The sequence below is a fragment of the Micromonospora sp. NPDC005686 genome (assembly GCF_042871665.1).
Lineage (GTDB): Bacteria > Actinomycetota > Actinomycetes > Mycobacteriales > Micromonosporaceae > Micromonospora.
Genome location: NZ_JBIAIY010000005.1, coordinates 336,476 through 348,618 on the forward strand (window position 1 = coordinate 336,476; position 12,143 = coordinate 348,618).

The 12,143-nt window shown below is 73.6% G+C and carries 13 protein-coding genes; 3 read left to right on the plus strand and 10 right to left on the minus strand.

Features of this window, described 5'->3' with window-relative positions; all coding sequences use genetic code 11:
* Positions 1-198: 198 nt before the first annotated feature.
* A complete protein-coding gene (locus ACFYON_RS14785; protein WP_354866020.1) occupies positions 199-393 on the minus strand; it encodes a hypothetical protein in 195 nt (64 codons plus the stop codon).
* A gap of 372 nt (positions 394-765) precedes the next feature.
* Between ACFYON_RS14785 and ACFYON_RS14790 the strand changes: the two genes are divergently transcribed.
* Together ACFYON_RS14790 and ACFYON_RS14795 are read left to right on the plus strand one after the other, a co-directional pair.
* Positions 766-1,977 carry a CAP domain-containing protein gene (locus ACFYON_RS14790; protein WP_355015014.1) on the plus strand — a complete coding sequence of 404 codons (1,212 nt, stop codon included), beginning with the start codon at positions 766-768 and terminating at the stop codon, positions 1,975-1,977.
* A gap of 77 nt (positions 1,978-2,054) precedes the next feature.
* Positions 2,055-2,924 carry an endo alpha-1,4 polygalactosaminidase gene (locus tag ACFYON_RS14795; protein WP_387320811.1) on the plus strand — a complete coding sequence of 290 codons (870 nt, stop codon included), beginning with the start codon at positions 2,055-2,057 and terminating at the stop codon, positions 2,922-2,924.
* A 148-nt stretch (positions 2,925-3,072) separates the two neighbouring features.
* On the opposite strand, the gene ACFYON_RS14800 is transcribed toward ACFYON_RS14795, so the two are convergent.
* The 9 genes from ACFYON_RS14800 to rsmD form a co-directional block, all read right to left on the minus strand.
* Entirely contained in the window at positions 3,073-5,286 is a 2,214-nt protein-coding gene (locus tag ACFYON_RS14800) for an MMPL family transporter (protein ID WP_355015013.1), read from the minus strand.
* A gap of 239 nt (positions 5,287-5,525) precedes the next feature.
* Positions 5,526-6,383 carry a bifunctional DNA-formamidopyrimidine glycosylase/DNA-(apurinic or apyrimidinic site) lyase gene (gene mutM / locus ACFYON_RS14805; RefSeq protein WP_354865826.1) on the minus strand — a complete coding sequence of 286 codons (858 nt, stop codon included), beginning with the start codon at positions 6,381-6,383 and terminating at the stop codon, positions 5,526-5,528.
* Complete coding sequence (gene rnc, locus ACFYON_RS14810; protein ID WP_354865828.1) at positions 6,376-7,170, minus strand: ribonuclease III; 795 nt, start codon at positions 7,168-7,170, stop codon at positions 6,376-6,378. Before rnc ends, mutM begins: the two co-directional genes overlap by 8 nt.
* On the minus strand, positions 7,167-8,126 hold the full coding sequence (locus ACFYON_RS14815; protein WP_354866022.1) for a phosphate acyltransferase PlsX: 960 nt from the start codon (positions 8,124-8,126) through the stop codon (positions 7,167-7,169). Before ACFYON_RS14815 ends, rnc begins: the two co-directional genes overlap by 4 nt.
* Positions 8,127-8,258: 132 nt before the next feature.
* Positions 8,259-8,432 (minus strand): 50S ribosomal protein L32, encoded by a 174-nt coding sequence (rpmF, locus tag ACFYON_RS14820; protein ID WP_030500827.1) that lies wholly within the window; start codon positions 8,430-8,432, stop codon positions 8,259-8,261.
* A gap of 5 nt (positions 8,433-8,437) precedes the next feature.
* Entirely contained in the window at positions 8,438-9,001 is a 564-nt protein-coding gene (locus ACFYON_RS14825; RefSeq protein WP_354865830.1) for a YceD family protein, read from the minus strand.
* Between the two features lie 124 nt (positions 9,002-9,125).
* Positions 9,126-9,623 carry a hypothetical protein gene (locus tag ACFYON_RS14830; protein ID WP_354865832.1) on the minus strand — a complete coding sequence of 166 codons (498 nt, stop codon included), beginning with the start codon at positions 9,621-9,623 and terminating at the stop codon, positions 9,126-9,128.
* Positions 9,624-9,787: 164 nt separating this feature from the next.
* Positions 9,788-10,264 carry a pantetheine-phosphate adenylyltransferase gene (gene coaD, locus ACFYON_RS14835; protein WP_354865834.1) on the minus strand — a complete coding sequence of 159 codons (477 nt, stop codon included), beginning with the start codon at positions 10,262-10,264 and terminating at the stop codon, positions 9,788-9,790.
* Positions 10,261-10,824, minus strand: a complete 564-nt coding sequence (gene rsmD, locus ACFYON_RS14840) for a 16S rRNA (guanine(966)-N(2))-methyltransferase RsmD (RefSeq protein ID WP_354865836.1) — start codon at positions 10,822-10,824, stop codon at positions 10,261-10,263. The genes coaD and rsmD overlap by 4 nt, the downstream gene beginning before the upstream one ends.
* Positions 10,825-11,070: 246 nt before the next feature.
* On the opposite strand from rsmD, the gene ACFYON_RS14845 reads away from it, so the two are divergent.
* Positions 11,071-12,033, plus strand: coding sequence for a cell wall anchor protein (locus ACFYON_RS14845; RefSeq protein ID WP_355015012.1), 963 nt, complete (start codon positions 11,071-11,073; stop codon positions 12,031-12,033).
* Positions 12,034-12,143 lie beyond the last annotated feature (110 nt).

A 12,143-nucleotide genomic window follows, 5' to 3' on the forward strand; every position in this document is an offset into this window, starting at 1 on the left:
TGTCCGCTTTCCGCCCGGCGTCGGGGAACGGAACCGAAATGCATGATCACAATTACTGGGCGCAATTCCGTACGGCTCCGCAAGATCGGGAATTGCGGCGGCGGCGACGAAAAGGGTACGAACATGGCTGCGCGCCGGCACTTTGCGTGTCGGCGCGCTTTTCGGTGTGGTGCGTTTCAGTTTTCCGGTGACTGAAGATCAGGTCAGCGCGGGCTCGGCCAGACGGAGGAGGTCATCGGCCTCCGCCGCTGCCGCCGCAAGCCGATCGTTGTCGGCGCGCAGACGCGTGATCTCGAACTCCAGTGCCTGAACCCTGGAACGCAGACGGGTGACCTCGTCGAGCAGACGCCGGTCGGGCGCTGCACTTACGTGGCCGTAGAGGGCCTTCGCCATGCTGAACTCCTTGATGTGCGCTGCCGGAAAGGCCGGCCAACGCGCGCCCATGATGTTCGCGGCTGCCATTCCCACTGCACGGGACATGGCTGGGCGCGACTGGCGACACCTACATATTGAGCCGAAAACCCCTCCGGCGTCAAGTTGACCAAGGCCGTAGATCATCTCCACGTCGGCCGGTCCACTCGTCAGGGGGTCGCCAGAAGGCGCGGACACGCTCTGTCCGGACGCCTTTACTGTACGCCCGGAACGCGCGAACGCCCTACCCTCCGCACCGGCTTCGCCTTAACTCTTTCTTAGCCACGTTGCCGCAGCTCCGAACGCGCCCGTAGCGTCACCCCGGCCCGCAACCGACCCGTGGAGGGGACAGGCGTGTACCGCTGGAACGACCCGATCGAACCGGAGGGCGCCCCTCGACGCCCCGAGCAGCCGACCGACGAGGGTCCGGCGTGGCTCAGCGACCGGCCCGAGCCGCGGTCGTCGTACCTGTTCGGCGACGGTGCACAGCAGCCGCCCGCCGGTCACGGACGCGCCGGCTACGCCGCCGAGGACCACCGCCCCGAGAGCACGCCCCCGGCCTATGGGCCGGCCGGCTCCTACCCGCCGCCCCGCGACCGCTGGAACGGTGAGGAGCAGCCCACCGCCGCGTGGCAGGGCGAGCAGCCCACGTGGCAGGGCCGGGAACAGCCGGCGGCGTGGCAGGGCCAGGAACAGCCCACCGCCTGGCCCGGTCACGAGCAGCCGGCCGGCGGCTGGGAGCAGCCCACCGCGACCTGGCAGCCGGCCACCGACACCCCGGCCGACGAGCGGCGGCGCCCGAAGCGGCGCCTGTCCCGGCCGCTCGTGATCGGCGGGGCCGCCGCCGCGGCGACGCTCGTGGTGAGTCTCGGGGTGGGCGCCGTCCTGCTGCCCGGCGGCGACCAGGGCACGAAGCGCACCTCCGCCGACGCGCCGGTGGCCGCCGCGCCGCAGGCGCCCGAGGGCGCCGAGGAGGCACCCGCCGACGCGCTCGCTCCGGAGTCGGCCAGTCCGTCCGCCGTACCGACCACCGCCGCGCCGAGCCCGACGAAGAGGGCCACGCCGAAGTCGAGCCGCAGCACCGCGCCGTCGCGGCAGCAGGAGCGCAGCAGCGCCCCGGGCGGCGGCTCGTCGAGCGGCGGCACCGGGAGCACCGGCACCAAGGCCGCCGCCACGACCGGGCTCAGCGCCGAACTCCAGCAGGTCGTCACGATCGTGAACCAGGAGCGGGCCAAGGCCGGCTGCAAGGCGCTGACCGTCAACGCCAAGCTGAACCTGGCCGCCCAGCGGCACAGCCAGGACCAGGCCGACCACAAGAAGATGGACCACACGGGCAGCGACGGCAGTCAGCCCTGGGACCGGGTCAAGGCTGCCGGCTACTCGTACAGCATGGTGGGCGAGAACGTGGCCTGGAACTACCAGACCCCGGCCGCCGTCATGGAAGGCTGGATGAACTCCGAGGGCCACCGGAAGAACATCCTCAACTGCTCGTACACCCAGATCGGGGTGGGCGTGGCGCGCAGCAACGGGCCGTACTGGACGCAGGTCTTCGCCACCCCGCGCTGACCACGCGTCGTGACCGGCCCGGCGCTCGTTGACCCATCGGGGGCGGCGCCGGGCCGCCCGCGTCCGGGGAGCTGTCGATGCGGATCCGGCCGGTGTGGGCCGTGCCGCGCTCCCGGCCGGCCCGCGTCCGCCGACGTGGTCCGCGCCGGGGCGCAGCGCTCGCGCTGACCGCCCTGCTGCTGGTCCCGGTGCCGGCCTGCCGCCGGCCGATCACCCCGCCCGGTGCGCCCACGCCCTGGCCGGCCGCGCAGGCCGGCCGCTGGCGTTGGCAGTGGCAGCTCACCACCCCGCTGGACGTCACAGTCGACGCCGACGTCTTCCTCCTCGACCCGGTGGCGGCCACCTCGGCCGAGACCGCCGCGCTGCGCGAGCGGGGCCGCCGGCTGGTCTGCCACGTCCGGGTCGGCACGTCCGCCGCCGACGAGCCGGACGCCGCCCGCTTCCCCGCCGCCGTGCGCGGCGCCGCGGTGCCGGGACGACCGGGGAGGCGGTTCCTGGACGTACGGCGCTGGGACGCGCTCGCGCCGGTGCTGGCCGACCGGTTCCGGCTGTGCCGCGGCAAGGGGTTCGGCGCGGTGGCCCTGGCCGACGCGGACGGCTACCGGCACCGCCCCGGCTTCCCGCTGGACTTCGACGACCAACTGCTGTTCAACCGCCGGCTGGCCGGGCTGGCCCGCGGGCTGAGCCTCTCCCCCGGCCTGGTGGACGACGTGGCTCAGGTGGCCGCGCTGGCCCCCGACTTCGACTTCGCGGTCAACCAGGAGTGCGTACGCCGCCGCCAGTGCGCGAAGCTGCTGCCGTTCGTCGACGCCGGCAAGCCGGTCTTCCACGTCGAGTACACCGGCGAGCCGGCGGACTTCTGCGTCACCTCGGTCGGCTACGGCTTCGCCTCGATCCGCAAGGATCGGACGCTGGACGCCTGGCGGGAGCCGTGCGCGCTGCCGTGACGCCTCGGCGCCCCCGCCCGTCGGGAGCGGGGGCGCCGAGGTTCGGGTCAGTGGGTGGTCGCGCCGGTGCCCGGGGTGGTGGTCTCACCGCCGCTCCCGGGCATGTCGCGGAGACCGGATGTCCCCCGGGGGCGGCCCGGGCACCTGGTCAGCCGGCGCCGACCAGCTCCGGTGCCGGGGCGGGCGGCGGCCCGACCGCCGGGGCGGCGGTACGGCGGCGCATGAAGCGCGGCGCCCACCAGTTCGCGTCGCCCAGCAGCGTCATCACCGAGGGCAGCACGACCGCGCGGATGATCGTGGCGTCCAGCAGGATCGCCGCCGCCAGGCCGATGCCGAGCTGCTTGAAGTCGATCGTGCTGAGCGTGGCGAAGATGGAGAACACCGCCACCATCACCACCGCCGCGCTGGTCACCACACCGGCCGACGAGATGATGCCGTGCGCCACCGCCTCCCGGTTGGGCATGCCCCGGTCGACCGCCTCGCGGATCCGGCTGACCACGAAGACGTGGTAGTCCATGGACAGTCCGAACAGCACCACGAACAGGAACAGCGGCAGCCAGGTGACGATCGCGTCCATCGAGGTGAAGCCGAGCAGCCCTTCCGCCCAGGTGCTCTGGAAGACCAGCACCAGCAGCCCGTACGCGGCGCCGGCCGAGAGCAGGTTCAGCACGATCGAGGTCAGCGCCACCACCACCGACCGGAACGTCCACGCCATCACCAGGAACGTCAGCGCCAGCACGAACGCCGCGACGATCGGCAGCTTCGCCCAGATGTGTGCCGCGTAGTCCTCACTGGCGGCCACGCCGCCGCCGACCGCGTACTCCACGCCCGGGATGCCGCCGAGCGTCGCGGGGAGCAGGTCCTCGCGCAGCTCGTGCAGCGACCGGGACGCCTCGTCGGAGCGGCTGGCGTGCGGCGTGGCCACCTCCAGCACGGACACCCGCCGGTCCGCGGACACCTCGATCTCCGGGCCGTCCCCCTCGGCCGGCGCGAAGAGCGGGTCGGCGGCGGTGCGGCCGGCCAGGTCGGTGAGCGCGGCCCGCACCCGGTCGGCCTGCTCGGCCGGCGCCCGCACGGCCACCGTGTGGCTGGTGCCGTTGCTCGGGAAGGCGGCGGTGAGCCGGTCGTACGCCTGCATGGCGGCGGTGGTGCGCGGCACGTCCTCCGGGCCGGGGAACTTCAGCTTCATGCCGAGCGCGGGCGCGGCGAGCGCGAGCAGCAGCGCGACCGAGATCAGCAGCGTGGCCACCGGCGCGCGCAGCGCCGGCTTGAGCACCGCCGGCCAGAAGCGGGGCCGGGTCGGCTGCCCGTCGCGCGGGGCGGTGAGGCGCCACAGCAGCGGCACCCGCGGCCGGTCCACCCAGCGGCCGAGCTTCGCCAGCAGCGCCGGCAGCACGGTCAGCGAGCCGATCACCGCGACCGCCACCACCAGGATCGAGCCGACCGCCAGCGAGGAGAAGATCGCGTCCTGGGCGAGCAGCAGACCGCCCATCGAGATGATCACGGCGGTGCCGGAGACCACCACGGCGTGCCCGGAGGTCTCCGCCGCGATCTCCACCGCGTCCAGGCCGGACCGGCCCCTTGCCCGCTCCTCCCGCTCCCGCCGCACGTAGAACAGCGAGTAGTCCACGCCGACCGCCAGGCCGATCAGCAGGATGACGCTGGCGGTGGTGTCGGTGGCCGGCACCAGGTGTGAGGCGAGTGTGGACAGACCCATCGCGGCGGCCACCGAGGAGAGCGCCAGCAGCACCGGCACCCCGGCGGCGATCAGTGCGCCGAACGCGATGATCAGGATGGCCAGCGTCACCGGCAGGCTGAGCAGCTCGGCGCGCTTGAAGTCCTTGCCGAGCGTGTCGTCGAGCGCCTTGTCGATGGACGGGCCGCCGACCTGCTCCACCCGCAGTTGCGGGTGCGCGTCCTGCACCTTCGCTGTGGTGTCCCGCAGCGGCTGCACCCGGTCGCCGGCGGTGCCCGGGTCGCCGGACATGGTGATCGGCACCAGCAGCGCGCTGCCGTCGCGCGACGGCATCGGCGTACCGATCGACGCCACGCCGTCGACCTGCCGCAGCCGGTCCGCCGCGTCCTGGGCCGCGGCCTTCGCCGCGGCCTGGTCGAGCGAACCCGAGCGGGCGGTGATCAGCACGTTCTCGGTAGCCGGCCGGTCGAACCCGCCACTGTCGACGATCAGCTGTGCCCGTCCGAACTCGCCGATCGCCTGATCCTCGTCGGTGGCCTCGTTCAGCCCGGCGGCGCTGCCGCCCACGAAACACACCGCCACGAAGACCACCCACAACGCGATCGCGCGCCACGGATGCTCCGCACTCCACCGTGCCAGCCGCACGGTCACCGGTCGCCTGCCCATGTTCCGGGTTCCACCCTCCTGATGCCGGCCCTGCGCCGACGCAGGATGACGCTAGGCAGGCGGTAGGGCCGCGACATCGGGGAACGGCCCCCGCTCGTCCCCGATCCGGCGGGCGCGGTCCGCGCGGCCCGGAACGGCCGTACGGACCGGGCGGAAAAGGGCATCTCCGGGTACGCTCCGGCGCGTCTCCGGGGACCGTCCGGCGATGCACACCGGCGCAACCCCGAATCGGCTCGGGGTCATCCCCGGAGGGTGCCCCTGGGCCGGGGCTGACATCGCGGGCAGCTGTAGGAGGAGCGGTTCATGAACGCCTCGCGCCGGATCGGCGCCCCGCAACGCGGGCAGGGCTCCCCCTCCCGGCCGTACGCGTTGAGCGACCGGTCGAAGTAGCCGCTCTCGCCGTTGACGTTCACGTACAGCTCGTCGAAGCTCGTGCCGCCCTGCTTGATCGCCTCGGCGAGCACGTCCCGGACGTGCCCGAGTAGCCGCAGCGCGGCCGGGCGGGTCAGCGCGTCGGTGGGGCGGGCGCCGTGCAGCCTCGCCCGCCACAGTGCCTCGTCGGCGTAGATGTTGCCCACCCCGGAGATCAGCGTCTGGTCGAGCAGCGCGCGTTTGACCTCCGTACGCCTGCGGCGCAGCGCCGCCACGAACGCCTCGTCGGAGAACTCCGGGTCCATCGGATCCCGCGCGATGTGGGCGATCTCGGCGGGCAGCTCCGCCCCGTCGGCGGACACGGACAGCCCGCCGAACGTGCGCTGGTCGACGAAGCGCAGCTCCGGCCCGTCGTCGGCGAACCGGAACCGGACCCGCAGGTGCAGCTCGTCGGCCGCGCCGACCGGCTGCAACAGCAACTGGCCGGACATGCCGAGGTGACCGATCACCGCGTCGCCGCTGTCCAGCGGCAGCCACAGGTACTTGCCCCGGCGGCGTACGCCGGTGATCGTCCGCCCGGCGAGCACGTCGGCGAAGTGCGCGCCACCCGGCGCGTGCCGGCGTACCGCCCGGGGGTGGCGCACCTCGACGGCGGCGATCCGCCGGCCGATCACCCACTGGGCCAGCCCCTGCCGGACGGTCTCGACCTCGGGCAGCTCAGGCACGGCCGGCGCCCGCCTCGACGTCCGCCTCCTCCTGGGCCTGCGCCTCGGCCTCGACCCGCGCCGCCGCCTCGGCCTCGGCCTGCTCGTTCAGCGTCCGCCAGGCCGACTCGGCCGCGCGCTGCTCGGCCTCCTTCTTGCTGCGTCCCTCCGCGCCGCCGTAGCGGTTCCCGGCGACCACCACCCAGGCGGTGAACGTCTTGAGGTGATCCGGTCCGGTGCCCTCGATCCGGTACTCCGGCACGCCCAGCCCGAGCGCGGCGGTCAGCTCCTGGAGGCTGGTCTTCCAGTCCAGCGCCGCGCCCCGGCCCGCCGACTCGGCCATCAGCGGGTCGAACAGCCGGTGGATGACGATGGCCGCGGTGTCCAGGCCGTACTGGAGGTAGATCGCGCCCAGCAGCGCCTCCAGCGTGTCGGCCAGGATGCTCGCCTTGTCCCGTCCGCCGGTGGCCTCCTCGCCCTTGCCCAGCAGCAGGTACGCGCCGAGCCCGTCCGGGCCCAGGCCCCGCGCCACGTCGGCCAGCGCCCGCATGTTGACCACGCTGGCGCGCAGCTTCGCCAGTTGCCCCTCGGGCAGGTCGGGGTGGTTGTGGAACAACGCGGTGGTGATCACCACGCCGAGGACCGAGTCGCCGAGGAACTCCAGCCGCTCGTTCGTGGGCAGGCCGCCGTTCTCGTACGCGTACGAGCGGTGGGTGAGCGCGCGTTCCAGCAGCTCCGGGTCGAGCGACACCCCGAAGGCCGTCTCAAGGTGGCCGACGGGAGCACGCCGCCGCTTGTCGTTGGTCATGGTGCTACCTCGGTGTCGTGTCGGTCAGAAGTGAGATCGTGCGGGATGTCGGCGAGCAGGGTGCGGACCGTCCCGGCGGCGTCGCGGCGCCACAGGTGGGCGGCCAGCGCGATACCGGAGGCGACGTCCTCGGAGCCGGCCGCGCCGTGGCACACGACCACGGTGCCACCCACCCCGAGCAGGGCGGCGGCACGCGGGGCGCCACCGCGCGACGGTGGGCCGCCGGCCATGGCGTACGCGCCCTCGATAGCCTTGAGCAGGACGTTTCCGGTGAAGCCGTCGGTCACCACGACGTCGGCGCGGGCGCCGAGGGAGATGTCGTACCCCTCGACCAGGCCGACGTAGCGGCCGTCGCAGGGCAGCGGCGCGGCGGCGAGCGCGGGTGCGGCGGCGCGGCGCAGCCGGTCACCCTTGCCGGTCTCGTGGCCGACCGAGAGCAGCCCGACGCGGGGCGCGGTGAGGGCGTGCGCCACCGACGCGTAGGCGGCGCCGAGGAGGGCGTGCCGGGCCAGCGTGGCGGGGCCGGGTTCGAGCGTGCCGCCGACGTCGAGCAGCACCACCGGTCCCTCGACGGCGGGGAGCGTGGCGGCGAGCGCGGGCCGGCGTATTCCGGTCCAGCGGCCGAGGCCGAGCGCGGCGGCGGTGACTGTGGCGCCGGTCGAGCCGGCGGAGACGACGGCGTCGGCGAGCCCGTCGCGGACGGCCTGCACGGCCGCGCGTACCGTGCTCTCGCCGCGGCCGGCGGTGGGATGGTCGGCCATGCCGACGACGGCCCGCACCGCGCGGACCGTGACCCGGGCGCGCTGGGCCGGGTCGAGCGCACCGATCAGCTCGTCGGCCACCTCGATCGGGCCGACGAGCATCAGGTGCAGGGCGGGATCCGTGCGTACCGCTCGCAGAGCGCCGTCAACCACGACGGCGGGAGCATCGTCCCCGCCGAGGAGGTCGACGGCGATCCGCGCGGTGCCCGGCTCCGACGGTCCGCCGGCCGGAAGCCGGTCGGCGGCGGAGGGAGCCGGGGCACCGGGCGAGAGCCTTGGTGCGCGCGTCACCCGACCGGCGGTCGGGGACGTCACTCGGCAGCCGGGTCAGACCTCGAGGACCTGGCGGCCGTTGTAGGTGCCGCAGACGGAGCAGGCGGCGTGCGGCAGCTTGGCCGACTTGCACTGCGGGCAGGCCACGGTCGCCACCGCCGAGGCCTTCCAGTTCGCCCGGCGGGCGCGGGTGTTGCTGCGCGACATCTTGCGCTTGGGGACGGCCACGGTTCTTACTCCTCTGTACGGGTCAGTTGCGTCAGGCTCGCCCAACGCGGGTCGACCTGCTGATGGCTGTGGTCGGCCGGCAGATCGTCCCAGTGCACCCCACACTCGGGGCACAGCCCTGGGCAGTCCTCCCGGCAGAGCGGGTTGGTCGGCAGCGCCAGCACCACCGCGTCCCGCAACGCCGGCTCCAGGTCGATCAGATCGCCCTGCATCCGGCCCACCTCGTCTTCGTCGGCCGTGTCGTCCGTGGTGCTGTTCTCGTACGCGTACAGCTCCTGGATCGTCACGGCCAACGAGTCGTCGATCTCGCGCAGGCAGCGCCCGCACTCGCCCTTGACGGGACCGGTGACGGTCCCGGAGACGAGCACGCCCTCGGACACCGACTCCAACCTCAGGTCGAGGTCGAGGTCCGCGCCCTCCGGCACGCCGATCAACTCCACGCCGAGGTCCGCCGGTGCCGGCACGACCCGCTTGTGCGTACGCAACGCGCCAGGTCGGCGCGGCAGTTCCCTCGTGTCGAGGACCAGCGGCGACCTGGGGTTGAGTGTGCTTGGCGAGTGTTTGGGCATAGTCAGACTCCGGCCGTCGAGAGGCCGACAAAGAAGGTTACCTGGCTGGGGGGCGGACCGTCGAACCGGGGGCTCACCTCCGGCCCGGCGGCAGCCGGCTGTCGGCGACCGGCCCGCGCGCCGCTCAGAAGGGTAGCGGGCGGTCCGTCTCGTCCCCGCCGAAGGTGCCGATCTCGCGCAGCGCGTGCATCTTGTCCCGGCCGCGCTCTATCGAGGCCAGCGCCCGGGTGAGGAACTGCTCGAAGTTGGCCAGCGCGGTATCGACGTAGTCGTCGACCTCCTCGCGGAGGCGCTGCGCCTCGGCCCGCGCCTCGCCGATGATCCGCGCGCCCTCGTGCTCGGCCGAGACGGTGATCTCGTTGACCGAGACCAGCCGGGCGTGTTCCGCCTCACCCTCGCTGATGATCCGGTCGGCCTCGCGCTTGCCGGCCTCCATGATCTTGTCCCGCTCCTCCAGCAGCGCGGCGGCGCGGCGCAGGTCGGCGGGGAGCTCCGCGCGCAACTCGTCGAGCACGGCGATCATCTCGCCCCGGTCGACCATGCAGTTGTTGCGCGACATCGGGACGGAGCGGGCCTGCTCCACCATGGCGATCAGTTCGTCGATGCGATCGAGCGGGTCCACCGGTACCTCACTCCTGTCTTCGTCGGCCGCCCTCCATCATGCGGCCTGCGCCCGGCTTCGGCGCTGCAGACATCATGTCGCGCCGGAGCCACAAGCACCCCACCCGCCCCACCCGCGCGTCTCCCTCCCGCCCCCGCCCCCACCCCGGCGGGCGGGGGCGGGGGTCAGGGGCGGAGGCGGGCGGAGAGCTGCTCGCGGACCAGGTCGGGAACGTGCGCGGAGATGTCGCCGCCCCACTTCGCCACGTCCTTGATCAGGCTGGACGAGATGAACGAGTAGAGCGGGTTGGTCGGCATGAACAGCGTCTCCACGCCGGCCAGGCCGATGTTCATCTGGGCCATCTGCAACTCGTAGTCGAAGTCGCTCACCGCACGCAGACCCTTGATCAGGACACTCGCCTGCTGCGCACGGCAGAAGTCGACGAGCAGGCCGCGGAACGACTCCACCCGGACGTTGTCGTACGAGGCGGTGACCTCCTGGAGCATGGTGATCCGCTCCTCGACCGTGAACAGGCCCTGCTTGGACTGGTTGATCAGCACCCCGACGATCACCTCGTCGAAGAGCCGGCTGGCCCGGCCGATGATGTCCAGGTGTCCGTTGGTGACCGGGTCGAACGAGCCCGGGCAGACCGCACGTCTCATGATCGGCGACCGTACCAAAGAGTGGTCTCGCCGTAACGCCTGCTGCGCTCCGGAGTGACACCTTCCACCCACGTGACCGGTCCGGTACGGCTGGACCGCTCGACGACCACCAGGGCGTCCGGGGCGAGCCAGCCGCCGTCGACGAGCGCCGCCAGCATGGCGGTGATCTCGGAATCCGGCACCGCGTACGGCGGATCGGCGAACACCACGTCGTACGGCCCGCCGTCCGGACCTGCCGCCAGCACCGTGGCGACCTTGCCGGTGACCAGGCGCGCGGCCGGCGCGGCACGGAGCGCGGCGATGTTCTCCCGGACCACCCGGGCGGCCCGCGCGTCGGACTCGACGAGCAGCACGTGTGCCGCGCCCCGGGACAGCGCCTCCAGACCGACCGCGCCGGAACCGGCGTACAGGTCGGCGAAGCGCGCCCCGTCCAGGTCGACGTGCGACTGCACGGCGCTGAACAGCGCCTCCCGCACCCGGTCGGAGGTCGGTCGGGTGCCGGCGCCGGGCGGCGCGGCGATCCGCCGGCCGCCGAGCGTGCCGGCCACGATCCGGGTCACCGTCGCCCTCTGCGCATGCCCCGACGCTACGCGACGCCGCGAGGCGCGAACGACGTACCCGGCGCGACGATCAGTGACTCGATGTACATCAACGATCTCAAATGCATAACGGACCCTTTACGACCTTTCGATCACGGTGACGCCCGCACTGTCGATCTCGCTAGGGTCTGGCCCGATTGCCAGGCGGACGCGTGGCTTCGGTTCCTCCGCCCGGTCTCTCCCATCCTCCCCTCGTCAGGAGTAGGCGTGAACCGTCTCCACCTCCGGCGTGCCGCCGCCCTCACCGCCGGCACGCTGCTCGGCCTCGCGGGCGTCGCCACCGTCGCCGGCCCGGCCGCCGCCCACCACCCCGAGCCGTCCGGCAGCTACTGCGCCGCCGCGAACGGCACGGTCACCGTGACCTGGTCGGTGATCAGCAGCGAGACCGACATCTCCGGCCGGATCACCAGGCTCGAATCCACGGTGCCCGGCGCGATCGGCGGCGGACTGGCCGTCGGCGCGGAACTGAAGCCGGCCGGCCAGGGCCCGCTGACCGGCACCCAGACCCACACGTTCTCCGGCCCGATCCCGGAGCTGAAGCTGACCGTCGGGGCGCACTGGGAGCGGGGCCGCAAGTCGCACGACGGCGAGCGGACCGTGACGGCCCGCCCGGAACGGAACTGCGCGGCGCAGAGCCCGTCACCGTCGCCGTCGCCCAGCACGCCGCCGAGCGCCGGCCCTTCGCCGAGCACGCCCGTCTCGCCGACCCCGACACCGTCGGCGTCCGTCCCGCCGAGCCCGTCCGTCCCGTCGAGCCCGTCCGTCCCGCCCAGCTCTCCCGCCCAGCCTGCGGAGCCGATCTTCAAGCTGGACCAGGACTGCGACTCGATGACCTTCGTCGTGGAGAACCCGGCCGACGGCGTGCCCTTCACCGCCACGCTCACCACGGAGAAGGGCGTCACCAGGAAGCTCGTCTCCGAGCCGGGCAGGACCAGCTCGGTCGGGTTCGACGCCTACCCGGGCCTCAAGGTCACGGTGAAGTACGACGTGGTCGAGGACGCGGAGACCATTCCGTACGCCCAGCCGGACGACTGCTCCGGCCAGGGTGGCGGCCTGCCGGTGACCGGCCCGGCGGCGGGTGCCGTCGCCGGTGGCGCGACGCTGCTGCTGGCCGCCGGCGCGGTGCTGTTCGTGCTGGCCCGCCGCCGCCGGATCCGCTTCACCGCCTGATCCCCACCGAGGGGGGGGGGGGGGGGGGGGCGGGGGGGGGGGGGCGCCGCCGGCCGCGGGGGGGGGGGGCGGCCGCGGGGGGGGGGGGGCGCGCGGGGCGGCGGGGGGGC

Coding starts and splice junctions, on each gene's coding strand:
- ACFYON_RS14785 (WP_354866020.1), bottom strand. CDS start 393: ATGGCGAAGGCCCTCTACGGCCACGTAAGTGCAGCGCCCGACCGGCGT.
- ACFYON_RS14795 (WP_387320811.1), top strand. CDS start 2,055: ATGCGGATCCGGCCGGTGTGGGCCGTGCCGCGCTCCCGGCCGGCCCGC.
- ACFYON_RS14800 (WP_355015013.1), bottom strand. CDS start 5,286: ATGGGCAGGCGACCGGTGACCGTGCGGCTGGCACGGTGGAGTGCGGAG.
- rnc (WP_354865828.1), bottom strand. CDS start 7,170: ATGACCAACGACAAGCGGCGGCGTGCTCCCGTCGGCCACCTTGAGACG.
- ACFYON_RS14825 (WP_354865830.1), bottom strand. CDS start 9,001: ATGCCCAAACACTCGCCAAGCACACTCAACCCCAGGTCGCCGCTGGTC.
- coaD (WP_354865834.1), bottom strand. CDS start 10,264: ATGAGACGTGCGGTCTGCCCGGGCTCGTTCGACCCGGTCACCAACGGA.